The sequence below is a fragment of the Bittarella massiliensis (ex Durand et al. 2017) genome, from assembly GCF_009876955.1.
In the GTDB taxonomy this organism is placed as follows: Bacteria; Bacillota; Clostridia; order Oscillospirales; family Ruminococcaceae; genus Bittarella; species Bittarella massiliensis.
This window is the reverse complement of record NZ_WWVY01000002.1, coordinates 511,576-528,590: the sequence shown is the minus strand read 5'-3', so window position 1 is coordinate 528,590 and position 17,015 is coordinate 511,576. Positions and strand designations below refer to the sequence as shown.

Annotated in this window: 14 protein-coding genes; 6 read left to right on the top strand and 8 right to left on the bottom strand. The window is 63.2% G+C overall.

Translation table 11 applies throughout. The features are described from left to right. The first annotated feature begins 86 nt into the window (after nucleotides 1-86). Both GT748_RS03520 and GT748_RS03515 read left to right on the top strand, forming a co-directional pair. Nucleotides 87-722 carry a GyrI-like domain-containing protein gene (locus tag GT748_RS03520; RefSeq protein WP_021660849.1) on the top strand — a complete coding sequence of 212 codons (636 nt, stop codon included), beginning with the start codon at nucleotides 87-89 and terminating at the stop codon, nucleotides 720-722. Nucleotides 723-1,001: 279 nt separating this feature from the next. Next, nucleotides 1,002-2,675, top strand: coding sequence for a PASTA domain-containing protein (locus GT748_RS03515; protein ID WP_021660847.1), 1,674 nt, complete (start codon nucleotides 1,002-1,004; stop codon nucleotides 2,673-2,675). A 428-nt stretch (nucleotides 2,676-3,103) separates the two neighbouring features. Here the strand turns inward: GT748_RS03515 and GT748_RS03510 are convergent, their stop codons facing one another. From GT748_RS03510 to GT748_RS03485, 6 genes are all read right to left on the bottom strand, one after another. Then, nucleotides 3,104-5,275: a bifunctional metallophosphatase/5'-nucleotidase gene (locus tag GT748_RS03510; RefSeq protein ID WP_161213257.1), complete on the bottom strand. Its 2,172-nt coding sequence runs from the start codon at nucleotides 5,273-5,275 to the stop codon at nucleotides 3,104-3,106. A gap of 1,717 nt (nucleotides 5,276-6,992) precedes the next feature. Further along, entirely contained in the window at nucleotides 6,993-7,331 is a 339-nt protein-coding gene (gene rpsR / locus GT748_RS03505) for a 30S ribosomal protein S18 (protein ID WP_021660838.1), read from the bottom strand. A gap of 18 nt (nucleotides 7,332-7,349) precedes the next feature. Next, nucleotides 7,350-7,802, bottom strand: coding sequence for a single-stranded DNA-binding protein (locus GT748_RS03500; RefSeq protein ID WP_021660837.1), 453 nt, complete (start codon nucleotides 7,800-7,802; stop codon nucleotides 7,350-7,352). 19 nt (nucleotides 7,803-7,821) lie between these two features. Further along, the gene (rpsF, locus tag GT748_RS03495; RefSeq protein ID WP_021660836.1) at nucleotides 7,822-8,112 is read right to left on the bottom strand and encodes a 30S ribosomal protein S6; all 291 of its coding nucleotides are present in this window, start codon (nucleotides 8,110-8,112) and stop codon (nucleotides 7,822-7,824) included. 169 nt (nucleotides 8,113-8,281) lie between these two features. After that, nucleotides 8,282-9,157: a UTP--glucose-1-phosphate uridylyltransferase GalU gene (gene galU / locus GT748_RS03490; RefSeq protein ID WP_161213258.1), complete on the bottom strand. Its 876-nt coding sequence runs from the start codon at nucleotides 9,155-9,157 to the stop codon at nucleotides 8,282-8,284. A 50-nt stretch (nucleotides 9,158-9,207) separates the two neighbouring features. After that, nucleotides 9,208-10,149 (bottom strand): RING finger protein, encoded by a 942-nt coding sequence (locus GT748_RS03485; protein ID WP_021660834.1) that lies wholly within the window; start codon nucleotides 10,147-10,149, stop codon nucleotides 9,208-9,210. A 297-nt stretch (nucleotides 10,150-10,446) separates the two neighbouring features. Here GT748_RS03485 and prfB point away from each other — a divergent pair, with 297 nt between their 5' ends. Further along, entirely contained in the window at nucleotides 10,447-11,568 is a 1,122-nt protein-coding gene (prfB, locus tag GT748_RS03480) for a peptide chain release factor 2 (protein ID WP_021660832.1), read from the top strand. 78 nt (nucleotides 11,569-11,646) lie between these two features. On the opposite strand, the gene GT748_RS03475 is transcribed toward prfB, so the two are convergent. Continuing rightward, nucleotides 11,647-12,345: a 5'-methylthioadenosine/S-adenosylhomocysteine nucleosidase gene (locus tag GT748_RS03475; protein ID WP_161213259.1), complete on the bottom strand. Its 699-nt coding sequence runs from the start codon at nucleotides 12,343-12,345 to the stop codon at nucleotides 11,647-11,649. Nucleotides 12,346-12,882: 537 nt separating this feature from the next. Between GT748_RS03475 and GT748_RS03470 the strand changes: the two genes are divergently transcribed. From GT748_RS03470 to GT748_RS03460, 3 genes are all read left to right on the top strand, one after another. Beyond that, a complete protein-coding gene (locus GT748_RS03470) occupies nucleotides 12,883-14,181 on the top strand; it encodes a hypothetical protein (protein WP_021660829.1) in 1,299 nt (432 codons plus the stop codon). Then, nucleotides 14,168-14,317 carry a hypothetical protein gene (locus GT748_RS03465; RefSeq protein ID WP_021660828.1) on the top strand — a complete coding sequence of 50 codons (150 nt, stop codon included), beginning with the start codon at nucleotides 14,168-14,170 and terminating at the stop codon, nucleotides 14,315-14,317. The genes GT748_RS03470 and GT748_RS03465 overlap by 14 nt, the downstream gene beginning before the upstream one ends. Before the next feature lie 66 nt (nucleotides 14,318-14,383). Then, nucleotides 14,384-14,884, top strand: coding sequence for a phosphatase PAP2 family protein (locus tag GT748_RS03460; protein ID WP_044993153.1), 501 nt, complete (start codon nucleotides 14,384-14,386; stop codon nucleotides 14,882-14,884). Nucleotides 14,885-14,998: 114 nt separating this feature from the next. Here GT748_RS03460 and GT748_RS03455 read toward each other — a convergent pair whose 3' ends face one another. Next, nucleotides 14,999-16,795 (bottom strand): DUF885 domain-containing protein, encoded by a 1,797-nt coding sequence (locus GT748_RS03455; protein WP_044993151.1) that lies wholly within the window; start codon nucleotides 16,793-16,795, stop codon nucleotides 14,999-15,001. Between the last annotated feature and the right edge of the window lie 220 nt (nucleotides 16,796-17,015).

Below are 17,015 nucleotides of genomic sequence, written 5' to 3'. Positions count from 1 at the left end.
GTTTCTCCCATACCTGACAGACTGCTGTCCAGTTCTCCCTGCTATCCTGTAAAAAAAGAGAACACCCTTTACAGGAGGAATGAAACATGGCTGCACTGGACTACAAAAAAGCAGAGAGATCCCTTTATCTCCCCGGCGAGACGCCGTCCCTCATCGAGGTGCCGCCCCTCCCCTTTGTGGCGGTGGAAGGGCGGGGCGACCCCAACGAGGAGGGCGGCGAATTCTCTCGGGCGGTGTCCGTCCTCTACACCGTCTCCTACACCATCCGCATGAGCGAGAAGGGCGGACACCCAATCGACGGGTTCTTTGCATACGTCGTTCCCCCGCTGGAGGGCTGGTGGTGGAGCGAGGGGGGCGAAGACGCCGATTTTGGCGACAAGTCCTCCTTCTGCTGGCGGGCGGCCATCCGCCTGCCCGACTTTGTCACCGACCAGGTCTTTGCCTGGGCGAGGGAGGAAGCCGCCCACAAGAAAAAGCTGGACACCAGCGCCGCTTTCCGGCTGACAGTGGACGAGGGGCTCTGTGTCCAGTGTCTGCACCGGGGCAGTTACGACGATGAGCCCCAGACCCTGGCCAGGATGCACGCCTACCTGGCAAAGGAGGGGTTCCGCCCCGACTTGGGCGAGGGACGCCGCCACCACGAAATCTACCTGGGCGACCCCCGCAAGACCCCGGTGGACAAGCAGAAGACCGTTCTGCGGCTGCCGGTGGCGCCCCTCTGACAGCACCCCTGTTTTGCCGGGGGCGGCCCTTCCCGCGGGGAGGGGCCGCCTCCTTTTTGTGCCCGGGAGGGGGTGGAAAAAATCTCCACCCACTGGGGGGACAAAATGGGGGATCCGGCCCCCTTTGGCGCTTGCAACTGGGCGGGAAAAAGGGTATGATAAGATGAATGGCCGAGGGGAGAAAGCGCCCTGTGGGCCGCCCAGCTCGGCAGAATTTGTCGATTTTGATCCATCTGTTTGCGCCCAGCGCCATCACACCACAGTAGGAGAGAACGCCAGATGAACATAGATACCAACCGCTGTATCCACTGCATGACCCCGCTGGAAGAGGGGCGTTGCCCCCGCTGCCACATCGACCAGAACACCCCCAACCCCCACCCGGCCCTGCCGGTCCACACAGTGGTGGCCGGCCGCTTTTTGCTGGGCCAGGTCATCCACATGGACGGCGAGGGGATCGACTACCAGGGCTATGACTGCCAGGAGGAGCGCCGCGTCACCGTGCGGGAGCTGTTCCCCACCGGTCTGGTGGACCGGGAGTTCAACGGTTCCGCCGGGGTGGCCGTGGGGGAGAGCATGCACTTTAAGACGGTGGTCGAATCCTTTGTCGACCTCTATAAATCCCTCGCCCACATCGAGGCGGCCGAGGCCCTCTGCCAGGTCTACGGCGTCTGGAAGGACCGGGGCACCGTCTACGCCGTGACCGAACACTTTGACGGCATCTCCCTCTCGGTGGTGCTCTCCCGCACCATCGGCGAGATCGACAGCGCTGCCACCCTCAACATCCTCAAGCCCTTTTTCAAAACCCTGCGGGAGATCCACAAGCTGGGGATGGTGCACGGCGGCATCTGCCCCGACAACATCCTGGTCAACGGGGAGGGGGAGGTCCGGCTGGTGGGCTTTGCCACCTCCGCCCTGCGCACCAAGGGCTCGGAACTGCAGTGCGAGCTCTTTCCCGGCTACTCGGCGCCCGAGCAGTACAGCGTCACCGGCTGGCAGGGCTCCTGGACCGACATCTACGCCGTGGGGGCCACCATCTACCGCTGTATCACCGGCACCCGGCCCCAGAGCGCGGACGAGCGGCTCACCGCCGACGCCCTGCTCCCCCCGGTAGAGGTCAACCACACGGTGGACAGCCGCCTCTCCCAGGCGGTGGCCGCCGCCCTGGTGCTCCCCTCCAAAGGGCGCATCCGCACCATTGAGGAGTTTGCCACCGCCCTGCTGCCCCGGCAGGTCCCCACCCCGTCGGAGGCCCCCACCAAGGAGGCCGTCCGCATCACCGACGAGGAGGAGTCCCGCCCTGCCGCCCAGTCGCCCAAGAAGGGCGGGAAGAACTCCGGCGGCAACAAGAAGTTTATCTGGATGATCGCGGGGATCGCCGCTGCCCTGGTGATCATTGGCGCGGCCATTGCCGTCTGGCTCTACACCCGGCCCGCCGAAGATCCAGCGGGTGGCTCCTCGTCGCAGACCTCCTCCCAGTCCTCCTCCAGCGGGGAGAGTTCCTCTGCCGGCAGCTCCTCTGGGGCCGCTTCCTCCAGCGGGTCACAGGCGGGCGAGGTCAAAGTCCCCAGCGTGGTGGGCAAGCCCCTCTCCGACTTCCAGAAGGACCATGCTGACATCCCCTACCGGGTGGTCACCGCCTACAGCAGCGAGTACGACAAGGACGTCATCTGCGACCTCTCCCCCAAGGCGGGCGAAACCCTCAAGGCGGGCGAGGTGCTCACCATCACCGTCAGCAAGGGCCCCGAAGATGTGGAGATGCCCAACATCGTCGGCAAGAGCTGGGACAGTGTGAAGGGCGATTTGGACGCAAAGAAAATCAAGTACAATGTGATCCACGTCTACGAGGGGGAGGGCGCCGACGGCACCGTTCTCGCCACCGACCCCTCGGCCGGCACCAAGGTCACCCCTGGCAGCACGGTGGTCACCGTGCGGGTGCTACAAAAACAGAGCTAGTTGATTTGAAACAGGACTGGTTGCAAAAAGGCGAAGGGAGCCATCCCCTCGCCTTTTTTGGTGCAGAGAGAAGGTGTTTTCGACAGTTTGCCGGGCGCCCCTTCAATCGGGGTGCAGGGGGAGGGAAGAGAGGAGCGGACGGAGGATTTTCCTTTCCCCCTGCACGCCGCCCTGTCTGGCGGAGGAGGAAAGAGGGGGTCTCACGGGGCACAAGACGTCAATTGTAGTATAATTTGATATAAAATATACAAATTGGAAAGAGCAAAAGGGACATCGGTCGAAAAAGATGAAAATTCAGCCGGTATTTGCCGCTTTGCGGGGGAGCACCTCTTCGAGAAAAAGGCAAAAGGGCAGAAAAAAGGGAGCGCAGTCAAGCCGACTGCGCTCCCTTCTCTTTTGGGAAAGGAGAGGTTTTGGTTAGGGGAAAACTAGTGTTTCCGCTTTTTCAGGGACAGGGCCGCCAGGCCGGAGATGGCCAGCGCTGAGAAGGCGATCAGGGAACCGGTGCTGTCGCCGGTGTTGACCGAGTCGCCCTTTTCCTTGCCGTCGTCAGGGGTGGGGGTGTCGGAACCGTCGCCCTGGTTGACCGCGGTGTAGTTGGCCTGCAGGGTGATGGACTTCTGACCGGCGTAGTCGCTGACGTAGTTGGCGGCGCGGCTGCCGTCCTCGGCGATGGCGCAGAGGTCGTGCAGGCCGTTGCCGATGCCGGGCACGGTGATGACGCCGTTTTCATCGGCCGTGTACTCGCCGAAGGCCTTGCCGTCGATCTCCACCTTGGCCCAGGCGCCGGCGGCGGGGTTGCCCTCGCTGTCCAGCAGGCTGACGGTGGCGTCGTACTGGGTGGCGGTGTAGCCGGTGTTGATGGCCTTGATCCGCCCAGTCTCGCTGAGGACACAGAGGCCGTCTTTGTTCTCGGGCAGGGTCATCAGGTACTTGATGTAGTCGGTCAGGAAGACGTCGTTGGAGGTGTCGGCCCCCACCACGCTGACCTGGCCGTCGCCGTAGAAGGCGGGGTCACACATGTAGTAGCCATCGCCGCCGCCCACTTCGTAGGAGCCGGTCATGACCAACACGAACTTGTCGGTGGCGTTTTTGTCGATGGCGGTGCCGTCATCCAGGGTGATGCTCTGGACGCGGTTGCCCATGGTCTTGGCCGTCGAGTCGGTCGGGGTCTTGGTGGGGTCGTAGACGTACTTCATGCCGGAGGGGATGAAGAAGCGGCCCTTGTTGCCGAAGATTTCGCCGGTGTTGGCGGTGTCGGCCCCCTCGGCGTTGACGGAAATCAGGCTGACGCCGTTCTCCACCATCTCCCACAGGGCTTTGTGGCTCATCTTCAGGTAGCGGGTCTCACCGCCGAAGGGCAGAACGGTGATGATGTCCTTCTTGGTGATGTCCCCGGCGGGGACGGAAGCGCGCACACCGCCGCCGCCGGTGTAACCGATCACCGGCAGGTTTTTCAGCTCGGCCGGGGCAGTTTGCTGCCACTGCAGGGTCCGCCAGCGGTTGGCGTCGGCCACCAGGTCGGCCATGTTGCTCTCGGCGCGGCGGCAGATGGGGGTGCCGGCGTAGAGGCCGATTTTGGTCTTGCCGATGACCTCGGCGTACTTCTCATTGACCTCTTTGGCCACCGCGTCCGCCACTGTCTTGACGGTGGGGTCGGGGGTATAGCCGTCTTTCATGGCCTTGTTGGTGATGCCCTCGGACTTGATGTCCACGGTGCCGTCTTTTTTGACGGTGATGGTCACCTTGCCCACATAGGCCAGGGCGGTGCCGGTGGAGACGATGGTGGTACTGCCCACTTTGATGGCGCCTTTGTTGCTCTCGGCGTAATCGCCGACATTGCCCATCCGCTCCACGTGGTCATGGCCATCGACAATTAAGTTGATGCCGGTGACATTCTCAGCCAGCCATTTGGAGGACCACTTGTTGGAGGACTCGCCCAGGTGGCAGAGGGCGATGACCACGTCGCAGCCCTGGGTGTTTTTCAGGTTGTCGACGGTGGTTTGCGCGATATTTTTCAAGTCGTTGTTGTGGAAGTTGAGTTTGCCCACCTTGGCGGGCTGGCTCAATTCAAAGGTCTCGGGGGTGTCCAGTGCAAAGACGCCCACCTTGACGTCGCCGTAATCGAAGACCTTGGTCTTTTCCAACTTGTTCAGCCCGTCGATGATGTTCTCGGGGTCGTCGATGTTGGAGTTGAGGATGTCGAATTTGGCCGCCTTGATGTTGGCGGAGATTTCGTCCAGGGAGTAGTCGAACTCGTGGTTGCCCAGGGCGGCGGCGTCATAGCCGACCTCGTTCATGATTTTGATGGCGCTCTGTCCCTTGGAGTCGGCCACAAAGGGCGTCCCCTGGGAGTAGTCGCCGGCATCCACCAGCAGCACCTTCTGGCCGCCGGCCACCATGGACTTTTTCATGCCGGCCAGGTAGTCCAGCCCGGCGTGGGAATCGTCGCTCACCACGGCGCCGTGGACGTCGTTGGTGTGCAGTACGGTGATGACGGTATCCTCTGCGTTGGGGGTTGCAAACGCGGTGGCCGCCATGCTCACCGTCAGGGCCGCTGCCAAAACGGCAGAGAGTCCCTTCTTGAAAAGCGGTTTCATCGTGTGTTTTCCTCCTTCTTTCATTTCCAGAGCCGCGGGATGCGGCCCTCCAATCGGAAGATCGCTCCGCTTCGGCCCCGCTCCCCGCGGCCTTTCCCAATCCGCAGGTCCAGAAGAGCGGGGGGAGATGGACAGTCCGATCTCCAGTCGAAACGGGAAACAATTTCCATATAGGTATTATACAACATTTACATATTTGCACAACAAAAAAAAAAAAAATGGATGCTTTGACGAATAACCAAAGTTTTTGTAAAAAATATGTAAAGTGTAGTGAAAGACAGAGAAATCGGGAGCAAGTGAGGGGGATTTTTCCGCCTTATTTTGGAAACCGCAGATTTTGACAGATTTTTTACAAGTTGTTTTTCTCCGGGAGCGAAAGGCCGTTTTCTCTCCCGGCCTCCCTCCTTTATAAGGAGGGGAGGGCTTGCTCTTTATCCGGGTGGCTGGCCGTTGCCGCCCGAAGGAAGAGAGGGGGGAAAACACAAAGATTGCCCGCCAAACCGCCCCGTCGATGGGGCTTGGAGGGGGAGTAGGTATTGGGGGAGGGCGGGCGGTATCGGCGCGCGGAGAGTGTGCTTTTTCGCCCCTTCTTTTGAGAGCTGTTGCCGGGCAGCCCTTATAAAAGGAGGGAGGCCGCCCTTTGTGCCTGGCGCCGTCGGGTCCGTCGGCGCGGTGAAGGCCTTTTTTGCAGTGAAGCACCTCTGCCGCGTCGAGATGCAGGAGAGCCCGGCCCAAAAGTGCCATCAGCAGCGGTCGCAAACGGGTTTTACTGGCCGTCCCTTTTGGGGCGACGAACCTGTCGGCCGGAGGGGGAGAGACACCACCGCCTTTTGATTGGTTCCGCCCGTTTGATTGGCGGGGCTGCCGTGGCGGAAGGGGAGGCGGTCGTGCCCCCGGCAGAGCCGTTGACTCGACTCGGTCCCATCGGGGCCCTGCACCGGCAGGCGTTTTAAGACGCACTTCCGTTTTTGGCCTGCATCGCCTGCCCTGTGGCCGCCAACCGGCGCAGTTGCCCTTTTACAGTGCCCCCTCTGCCCGACCCTCTGCTGTCGGCAGCTTGTTTTGCCCGGTGCTTTCAGTGAACGTTTTTTTGAGGTATGCTTCCTCTAGCGGGGCCGGCGGTTTTCGCGAATAGGGACCCGCCGCCAGAGCAGGTGGCCCTGCCGGTGCGGGCAAAGCGCGATGTTGCCCAGCCGTGTTTCAAGGTGTTGGCGTGGCCTACCGCCTGCGGGAGGATGCTCACCTGCCACCGGTAAAGGGGCTGCTCCACCGTCTGGTCTGCGGCCTGCTCTTCCCCGCGTTGACGTTGGAAATACTCTGCTGTCCTTTTTCGCATTCTTGCCTGCGGTGTCAACACAGGGTACCCGACACCAAAACTGCTGGAATCTGTTTGTGCTCGCAATCTACCTGTCGCTCGAAGATGGTCAAGCTGCTGTTTCCCTTGAGAAATCCCACAGAGTTGGAGATGTTTGTCTGGGGGAGGTATCTATGCGAGGAGATGAATGTGGTCGGGGCACCCTTCTGCGCCGATGTCCCTCCCGCCCAGATCTTTGCGCAAGTTGAGAGACCGCATTTGGTTGGATGGTATCGAAGGGGGGCTCTTTTGGCGATGCGCCAAAAGAGCCCCCCGGCAGAGCGGGGAAGGCTGCAACAAAAAGAGCGCCGACCCAAAAGGGTCGACGCTCTTGACAGAGACAAGTGAAGTCCGGCTGCCTAATTAGTCGTTGGTGTAGGGCAGCAGGGCCAGATGACGGGCGCGCTTGATGGCGGTCGTCAGGGCGCGCTGGTGGAACGCGCAGGTGCCGGTCACACGGCGGGGGACGATCTTTCCCCGGTCGGACAGGTACCGTCTCAGCTTGCTGATGTCTTTGTAGTCGATGGTCTCGGCCTTGTCGGCGCAGAAAGCGCAGACCTTGCGGCGGCCGCGTTTGCCGCCGCGGAACCCGCCGCCTCTCCGGTCGCGGTTATACTCCCGGGGCTCGCGGTTCTCGCGGGGGGCCGGAGCGGTGCTGGAAGCAGCGGCAGGGGCCGCTGCGGTGGTGGTTTTCTCTTCCACGGTCGTTTCCTCCTTGTGTTAGAATGGGAGATCGTCGTCGCTGGCGATCTCTTCAAAGTCACCGGTGCTGCCCGACGAAAAGCTCATAACGTCGCTCTGGGGGGGCTGCTGCGGCATGGAGAAGGTCGTCCCGCCGCTCTGAGAAGCGGAGGATTTGCTCTCACAAAAATGCACGTTGTCGGCCACGATCTCAAAGGCAGTGCGGTTGTTGCCGTCGCGGTCCTGGTACTTGCGGGTCTGGATCGACCCGTTGACGGCGATCATATTTCCCTTTTTGAAGTAGCGGCAGACAAATTCGGCGGTGCTGCGCCAGGCCACAACGTTGATGAAATCGGTCTCGCGCTCCTGCCCTTGGCGGACGAAGGAGCGGGCCACCGCCACCGAAAAGCTGGTGACGGGCACGTTGTTGGGGGTGTGGCGAAGCTCCGGGTCGGCTGTCAATCTGCCCATGATGGCTGCGATGTTCAACATAAGCCGTTCCCCTTTCCGCTTACTGCTCTTTTTTGATGATCAGTGTGCGCAGGATGCCGCTGGTGATCTTGTAGACGCGGTCGAGTTCGGCGGGGAACTCGGGCTCGCAGCTGAAGTTGATCAGCACGTAGTAGCCCTCGTTCTCGTGGTCGATCTCGTAAGCCAGGCGGCGTTTGCCCCACTCGTCCACCGAGTCAACGGTACCGTTTTGAGCGATCAGGGTCTGGAATTTCTCGACGAGGGCTTTGATCCCCTCTTCTCCCTGTTTGGTGCTCAGCACGATCACGGTCTCGTAATTTACCTTTGCCATTTTGAATGCACCTCCTTTTGGACATTAGGTCCCCGCGAAGGGGACAAGGATGTTGCGAAGCGCAACAAAATAATTATACCAGAAAAAACCGCAAAGTCAACGGCGGGCTCGGCAGATCGCGAAAAAAAAGCCGCGGAAAATCGGCGTTTCCACGGCTTTTGAGCGGGTTTTACAGCCGGCCGGCAAAGTCCTTGAGGTAGGCGCGGAAGTCCTCGCCGATCTCGGGGTGGTCGATCCCCACCTCGACGATGGCCTTTAGGACCCCCAGCTTGTTGCCCATGTCGTAGCGGGTGCCCACATAGTCGACCCCCACCATCCCTTCCGAGAGGGCCAGTTCCCGCATGGCGTCGGTCAGCTGGATCTCGCCGCCGGCCCCGGGGGCGGTGTGCTCGAGGATGTCGAAGATGTCGGGGGTGAGGACGCAGCGCCCGAGGATCGAGAAGAGGGAGAGCACCTCCGCCTCGGTCTGGGGCTTCTCCACCATGTTGTCGATGGCGTAGAGGTTCCCCTCCAGCGGCTTCACCGCCAGGGAGGAGTACTTGGAGATGTCGGCTGCCGGCACCTCTTTGATGCCCACGCAGGCCTTGCCGTAGGTCTCATAGGCCCGCATCAACTGGCCGCAGACCGGGTCTTGGGAGACGATGACGTCGTCGCCGTAGAGGACGGCGAAGGGCTCGTCCCCCACAAAGTTTTTGGCCTGCAGGATGGCGTGGCCCAACCCCTTTTGCTCCTTCTGGCGCAGGTAGGTGATGTTGGCGATCTCGGCGATGGAGACCACCTGGTCGTAGAGGGCCTTCTTCCCGCCGTCGAGGAGTTTCTGCTCCAGCACGGGGGAGCGGTCGAAGTGGTCTTCCATCACCCCTTTGCCCCGGGAGGTGATGATGAGGATCTCCTCGATGCCGGCGGCGGCCGCCTCCTCCACAATGTACTGGATGGCGGGCTTGTCCACAATGGGGAGCATCTCTTTGGGCATGGCCTTGGTCGCGGGCAGCACCCGGGTGCCCAGGCCGGCGGCGGGGATGACGGCTTTGCGAATTTTTTGCATCGTCTTTAACACTCCTATCGTCGGTATGGTTTGGTGTGTGGTCGGTGAAATCAGAACCCGGCGGCGGTCAACAGGGTGCCGACCAGGCTGGAAATCATCAGCAGCAGGCCCACGGTGAGGACCGCCCAGCGGCAGACCCCGCCCTTTTTGTGGTAGAGGCGCAGCGTTTCGGTGCGGTCGAGCCCCATGGCCTGGATCCGCTTGATCTTTTTGACCACCGAGCGCCGGTAGATGGCGTTGGCGAAGAGGCCGAAGAAGATCTGCACGGCCATCATCAGCAGGCTGGTGACGGTGTAGGCCACGGCAAAGGGGCCGGTGAGGAGGGTGTTGATTTGGGATTCAGGGGTCAAAAAGAAGATGATGCCGGGGATGTTGAGGGTGATGTTGAGCAGGATGGAGAGCAGGGCCACCGGCCAGACCTTGCGAAAGAGCATGTAGAGGGGGGTGATGAAGAACCCCGACCAGGAGAAGGAGAGCTTGCGCCCCCGCATGTCCATGTTTTTGAACTGGTAGAGGTAGTAACCCGAGCTGGGGCCGATGAACTCGGCCATGTCCTCCACCCGGATGCCGTCGATGGTGTCTTCGGGATCGACCCCGCCGTACTTGATGTTTTGCTGGTTCGCGGCCATCGGCCCAAACCCCGGCCCGGCGGCGTATTGCTGCTGCTGGCTCTCCAGCGGCTTGCCGCAGGAGATGCAGAAGAGGGCGCCCGGCGGGTTGGCGGCGTGGCAGTGGGGGCAGGGGCGGGAGAAGCCGTCCCCCTCCTGCCCGGGGGCCGCGCCCCCCTCGATCCCCGGCGCGGCGGCCGGGGCCTTTTTCTCCGGCTGCCAGGCAAAGTCCTCGCCGTGGCGCTCGGCGTTGGCGCAGTGGCCGAGCTGAAAGTAGCAGTCCCGGTGGTGGGGGGTGCCGCACTCCGGGCAGACGACGATCTGGTCGCCGTCTGCAAACGCCTTGTGACAAACCGGGCATAATTCGCCCTTGTATGAAGCCAAGAAAGGTTCACCTCCATAAAAAAGGGGCGGACGGCGACCGTCCGCCCCTCGGCCGCTGCCGGGGGCTGAGGGCCTGCCGGCGCGGCGTCTCTTTGCCCCGAAAGGGCAAAGAGAGATTCTTCTATATTATATCGCACCGCCCCCAAAAATCCAATAGATTGTGTGAAAGAATTGAAAACAGAGGGAAAATGAGGGGGCGCGGCGGTTGAAAAGCCGGGCGACGGGTGGTAGAATACCCAGGGGACAGCGGCGACCGCCGCGCCCGCTTTACACTTGCTTTTTCGGAAGGGGACGCCAATGTTATTGCAGATAGAAGAGCTCAAACAGCGCTTGGAGGGGCTGGAAACCCCGCTGAAAGAACTGGGGGTCTCCCTGGACTTGGAGGGAAAGGCCGCCGAGCTGGCCCGGTTGGAAAGCCAGTCCGCCGACCCCGCTTTCTGGGAGGACATGAAGGCCTCCCAAAAGATCCTCAAACAAATCAGCGACATCAAGGACGTGCTGGCCCGCTATCAAAAGCTGCAGGGCGCCTATGAGGACGCCGCCACCCTCATCGAGATCGCCCTGGAAGAGGGCGACGAGTCGATGACCGAGGAGATCACCGCCGCTGTCGCCCAGGTGGAGGAGGAGCTGCAGGACCAGCGGCTGTCCACCCTCCTCTCGGGCGAGTTCGACGGCAACAACGCCATCCTCACCTTTCACGCCGGGGCCGGCGGCACCGAGGCGCAGGACTGGGCCGAGATGCTCTACCGGATGTACGGCCGCTACGCCCAGCGCCACGGCTTCAAGGTCAAGGTGCTGGACTACCTGGACGGGGAGGAGGCCGGCCTCAAATCCGCCTCCATCCTCATTGAAGGGCAGAATGCCTACGGCTATTTGAAGGGGGAGAACGGGGTGCACCGGCTGGTGCGGGTCTCGCCCTTTGACTCCTCCGGCCGCCGCCACACCTCCTTTGCTTCGCTGGAGGTGGTGCCCGAGATCGACGACGACTTGGACGTGCAGATCCGGGACGAGGACCTGCGGGTGGACACCTACCGCTCCAGCGGCGCGGGCGGCCAGCACGTCAACAAGACCGAGTCGGCCATCCGCATCACCCACCTGCCCACCGGCATCGTGGTGGCCTGCCAGAACGAGCGCAGCCAGCACCAGAACCGGGAGGTGGCCATGAAGATGCTCCTCTCCAAGCTGATGAAAATCAAGGAGCAGGAGAATTTCGAGCGCATCGAGGACATCAAGGGCGACCAGAAGGAGATCGGCTGGGGCTCCCAGATCCGCTCCTACGTCTTCATGCCCTACACCATGGTCAAGGACCACCGCACCGGCTTTGAGGTGGGCAATGTGGGCGCCGTGATGGACGGGGACCTGGACGGGTTCATCAACGCCTATCTCACCGCCGCCAGCCTGGGCAAACTGGCCAAATAGCGCGTTTTAAAAAGAGAGGGCCGCACGGCAGGGTGCGGCCCTCTCTCTTTTGCGCCCTTGCGGAAGGGCCAGGCGGGGTCAGAGGCAGGCGATCTGCCCGAGCAGCCAGCGCTGCAGGTCGCCGGCCACCAAGTCGGTGAAGGGCTCGCCGGTGAGCTCGTTGTTGGAGATGACGCGCACCCCGATGCAGGGGACCCCGAAGCGGCGGCAGCACTCGTAGCTGCCCACGCTCTCCATCTCCTCGCAGAGTTCGCCCTTTTTCTCCTGCATCCAGCGGATGCGGTCGATCTCCCGGCTGAAGAGGTCGCCGCTCCCCAGCACCCCCGCCACCGCGCGGCCGTGCGGCCAGGGGACCTGGGTGAAGTGGCGCAGCAGCGCCTCGTCCGAGGGGATGGGCACCGAGCGGGGGTCGAAGACCCAGTCGAAGGGGGCGCAGCCCTCGCCCGCGGCCCGGGCGGGGCTCTGCATCCCGTGCAGGGCCACGGTGGCGGTGCCCACCACCAGATCGCCCACCGCCAGCTCCCCCACGTGGGCCCCGGCCAGCCCCTGGTTGATGACGGCCCGGGGGGCGTAGGCGCCAATGCCCACGGCGGTGGACAGAGCGGCGTTGAGGGTGCCGATCTGGGTCTCGCTCACCACCAGGGGGTGGCCTTCCACTGTCCCGGTGGAGAAGGAGAACCCGTGCAGGGTCTGGTCCTCCCGCCCCTCCAGGGCCTCGCGCAGGGCCGCTACCTCCACCGGCATGGCCCCCTGGATCAAAATGGGTTGCTGCTGCATCTCGTCTGCCTCCTTTTTTTTGCATTCCTGATTTTTCCCTCCCGCAAAGCGAAAGGGAAAATAGTATACGGCGGCGGCCGTCCGGCTGTCAAGGGCGGCGGGAAACATTGTGCGATCCGGCAAAAAGAGGAGGTGGATTTTGTCGAAAAGGCGGGCGATTCCCGGGGGAAAAGGGGTGCGGATCGTGTCGATCGGTGGTATCATAAGAAGCAACCGCAGGCTGTTTTTTCGACCGCGCTGCCGGTCTTTTGGCCACGGCCATGGGAGCGGTGTTTTTCCCCCGCAGCAGCAAAACACAGCGTACCCCGATTGTAGAGGGCGGCTGCCCTCTGCCACAGGTGGCATATCCTCCGGCGGCACGGCCAAAGCCGTTTTGCCCGCTGGTGGGAAGGGACTTGCCGCCGCGGGGGCGGACGGGCGGCCGCCATTTTTTGTGATGCAGGGGCGTCCCCCTGCGCTGCCCCGCCCTCCGGCGGGGGACAGAGGGGAGCGGGAGCCTTCGGGGCCCCGCCCCATGAAAAGAGAGGAGTGTGTTCTATGGATGTGGTCACCTGCCGCTACCCCCTGACGCGGGAACTGCTCTGCCGGGCCTCCGACGTCCGCTACCGGGCGCGGGGAAGGTGGGTGCGGCTGGCCTGCGCCGCGGTGGGGGGACTGGCGGGGCTCTATCTGGCCCTCAGCGCCGCCGGATCCTTTCGCACCTACTTCTGGCAGCCCCCGCTGGCGACGGCCCTCCTGATCGGCGGGCTGACGGCGGCCCTCTGGGGCAACCGGCTCTTTCTCTGGCGGGGGCTGCGGGGGCTGCGCCGCCCCTGCCGCCGGGGGGCGGAGGCGACCCTCATCCTCTCCCCCCAGGGGCTGGTATGGCGCGCCCCCGGCCTGCAGGTGGAGGCGGAACCAGGCGGGTGGCAGGTGCTGGAGACAGGGGAACTGCTGGTCTTTTTGGTCGGCCGCCGCTGTATCCCCCTTCCCAAAAACGCCCTGCCCGCCCCATCGGAAGAGGCGTTGACCCAGCTGCGGCAGTGGAGCGGTGGCCGGTGGCGCAGATGCCCGGCCACCCCCTGTCCCGCCCTCTGGCGGCGGTGGGAGGAGGGGTGGAGCCGCCGCTTTCCCGCGGGGGAGACGCCGCCCTGGCGGGCTGCCCAGTTGCGTCCCTACGGCCGGGTGTTTCTCTGGGCCGCGCTGGTGCTGGGCGGGGGGCAGCTTTGCTACTATGCCGCCGTGGTGGGGGAGCGGGGGTGCCGCTATCTCTGGCCCTGGCTGGCCCCCCTCCTGAACGGGCTGACCTTGTTGGCGGCTCTGGGGGCCGCTCTCTGCCTGGCGCGGCGCAGTGGCCTCGGCCGGGCGCTGCTGGCCGCCTTTTTTGGGGCCCTGTTGGGGGTCAATGCGGTCTGTGCGGCGGCCGACGCCCTCACCACCCACCGGCTCATCGCCCCTTCGCCCGACTTTCGACAGGTGGTGGTCCTGCGGCGAAACACCGCCTCGGGGCGGATGATTTTTTACCGCTCGGTAGGGGGCGTTTTCATCCGCCCGGAAACCAGTTTGCAGGGCTGGCTGGAGGGGGGGAGAGGTCAAACTCCGGTGGCTGCGGGACGACGTCTGCGCCGTCAGCTACCGGGGGGAGGACCGCCAGCCCCACGCGGCCGTCTTCCTCTTTGGAGGGCGGGAGGGTCGCCCCCTCCTGGAGCGGCTGGAGGGCCGCTGGCAGAGCGATTCGGGCAAGTTTCACCTCACCTACGAGAGGGGGATCTTTCAGCTCCGCCGGGGCGGAGGGGTCGAGACCTATTCCATCGGCAGCTGCAAAAAGATCGACCGGACGGCGGTGGCCCTCTTTGACGACAAGGGGGTTCCCCACTGGATCGTTCTTCCCCAAACCCCCGCCGGCGCGGGGGAGGGCCGGGCGGATGCCCTTCTCCTCTACCAGGTGGCCCTGGACGAGACGGAGCCGGTGACCCTGTCGCCCCGGCCCTAGGGTTGCGCCCCCGCCCCCTCCTGTGGTAGGATGGAGACGCCGACAGGGAGAAGGGGGGATTTGGTTGTGACAGCGCCGCAGTACGAGCGGGTCCGCCGCTGGTTTTTGGCCCGGCCCGGCCGTCTGGCTGCCCTCAAGGCGGCCAACCGCTGGCTGCCCCGGCTGGTCTACTGCGCCTACCCCCTGGGCCTTTTGGTCCTGGCTTGGCGGCGGGATGCCCGCTTTTGGAAGGTGCTCTGGGTGCCGGCGGCCGGCTTTTTGCTGGTGAGTATCTTTCGGCGGCTCCACAATGCCCCCCGCCCCTACGAGGCCCTGACCATCGCCCCCCTCATCGGGCGGGAGAAGGCGGGCCGCTCCTTCCCCAGCCGGCATGTGGCCTCGGCCTTTTTGATCGGCTGTGCCTTCTGGTACCTCTCCCCCTGGCTGGGGCTGCCGGTCTTTCTCGCCGGGGCGGGGATGGCGGTGGTCCGCCCCCTGGCGGGGGTCCACTTCCCGCGGGACACCGTCGCCGGGGCGGCCTTCGGGCTCCTCTTTGGCTTTGCCTGTCTCTACGGCCTGCCGCTTTAGGCGGGCCTTTTTTGTTTGCCGCAGAAAAGAGAGGGCCGACCCCCCTATGGGGTCGGCCCTCTCTTTCGCGGGGCGGGGAAAAGCGTTCGGGCAGGGGCCGTGCAAAGGAGAGCGTCAGGCCGCCTTCTGCGCCCCGCCCTTGGCGGTTTTGACGTAGCTGTCCACCTGCTGTTGCAGGATGTCAAGGCTGGCGGGCCCGGTCTCCAGCAGCACCCGGTTGAATTCCACCGGGGAGAAGTGCTCCCCCAACTGTTCTTTCGCGCCGTCATACAGGTCCTGGTAGGCCATGCCGGTCAGGTAGTACTGCAGGTAGTTGGTGGGGGTCTCCAGGTTGAGGTAGAACTGGGAGCGGAGGACCTCGTCGTCCATCTCGTCGCCGAAATAGGTCTTTAAAAAGGCGGCAAACTGCTCGTAACTCCACCCGTCGTAGTGCAGCCCGATGTCCGCCAGGGCGATGACGCACTGGGTGTAGCGGTTGTTGTAGGCGTAGAGCTCGGCCAGCTCCCGGTCCTCGGTGGCGTATTTGTAGCTGCTGTTTTCCACATAGGTGGCCCACCCCTCGGAGTAGCCGTTGTAGTCGATCATATAGCGGATGGTGGGCAGCTGCAGGTTTTGGAAATAGGTGTTTTGGTACATGTGGCCGGGGTAGCCCTCGTGGGCGACGGTGGAGAAGAGGTCGGTGCTGTATTCGCCGTTGATATAGATCATCTGGGGGCTGCCCAGGGGCTTGTCGATCCGGCTTTTCAGGTAGGCGGCGGGGGAGAAGTTGTCCTTCATCGACTCGTCCACCCAGCGGATCTGGTAGGTGAGGTTTTCGGTGGCGGGGAAATCCTGCAACATGGCCTCCCCCAGGTAGTCCAGCGTCTCCTCCACCGACGAGAAGCGGGAGTAGGCGGGGGTGGCCCCCTCCATCAGTTCCCGGTAGACGGCGGGGTCGCTCTTTTGCAGCGCCTGCATCCGCTTGCCCATGTCGGTGGCAGCCTGGGCCATGTGGGTGTGCAGGAAGGTCTTGACCTCGTCCATCTCCCAGTCGATGCCGGTGTTCTTTTGCAGCAGCGCCAGGTAGTAGTCCTTGCCGCCGGGCTGGTGGGCGAGGCCCAGCTCCTCCTCGGGGGCGTCGATCTGCGAGAGCTCCTCTGCCAGCTGGCGGTAGGCGGCCATCAGCTCCCCCTCCAGCAGCCGTCGGCTGGTGGCCTTGGCCTCGGCCTTCTCCCCCTCGCTCAAAAAGGCGCAGCCGTCGATCTTCTCGTCCATGATGGGCGCCAGGTAGGGGGTCTCCTGTGCGGCAAAGGTCTCGCACTGCTCGATGACCTTGTCGAGGATGCTCTGGCACATGCCGCAGCCGTTTTCCTGGCGCGCCCGCTCATTTTCGGCGTAGAGGTGGAAGGTTTCCCCGCAGGTGCGCAGGATGTTAAAGTAGCTGTCCAGGTCGTTTTGCCGCTCGAAGTAGAAGTTTTCCAGCAGCATGGGCAGCTGCGCCTGAAAGCCGAGGAAGCTGCCCAGGTAGTTGTTGTCCAGGGAATAGTAGTCCAGGGTGAGGAGGGTGCGCTGAAAGGAGTCCTTGAGGATCTGCAGCGTCAGCCGAGAGGAGGGGTCCAGCGACTGCTCGTCAAAGCCCTTCAGGTTCTTTAAAATCTCCTGGCAGGTGGCTTTGCTCTCCTGGTAGTCCTCGGCGTCGGCGTAGGGGAGCTGCAGCAGTTCCAGGGAGAAGCCGTGGGCCTCCGGGTCCTGAAACAGGTAGTTGATGTCGAGGGAGTCGCTGTCCAGAATGGCGGTGGGCAGGGTGGAGAGGTACTGGTCGAACCGGGCCTGCTCCCCCTTTTTGACGCAGCCGGAAAGGGAGAGGGTCAGGCCCAGGGCCAGCACCCCCGCCACGGCTTTGCGGGCCAGATGGCCCCTTGTTTTTCGCACGGCAAAAGCTCCTTTTTGAATGACTTGTCAGGGCGCCGGCTCCCAGGGGGGACCGGCGCCTTTTTTTCAGTATACCACATCCCCTGCCCGGTGAGACCAATTTGCAGGGAAAGGTTGGAAATTTTGGCTTTTTGCGCCCAATGACCCCTTGGCTGTATTGTAAGTGCCTAGAGGGATGTGTTACAATAATGACAAATTTCCTTTTTTTGAAGGGAAGAAA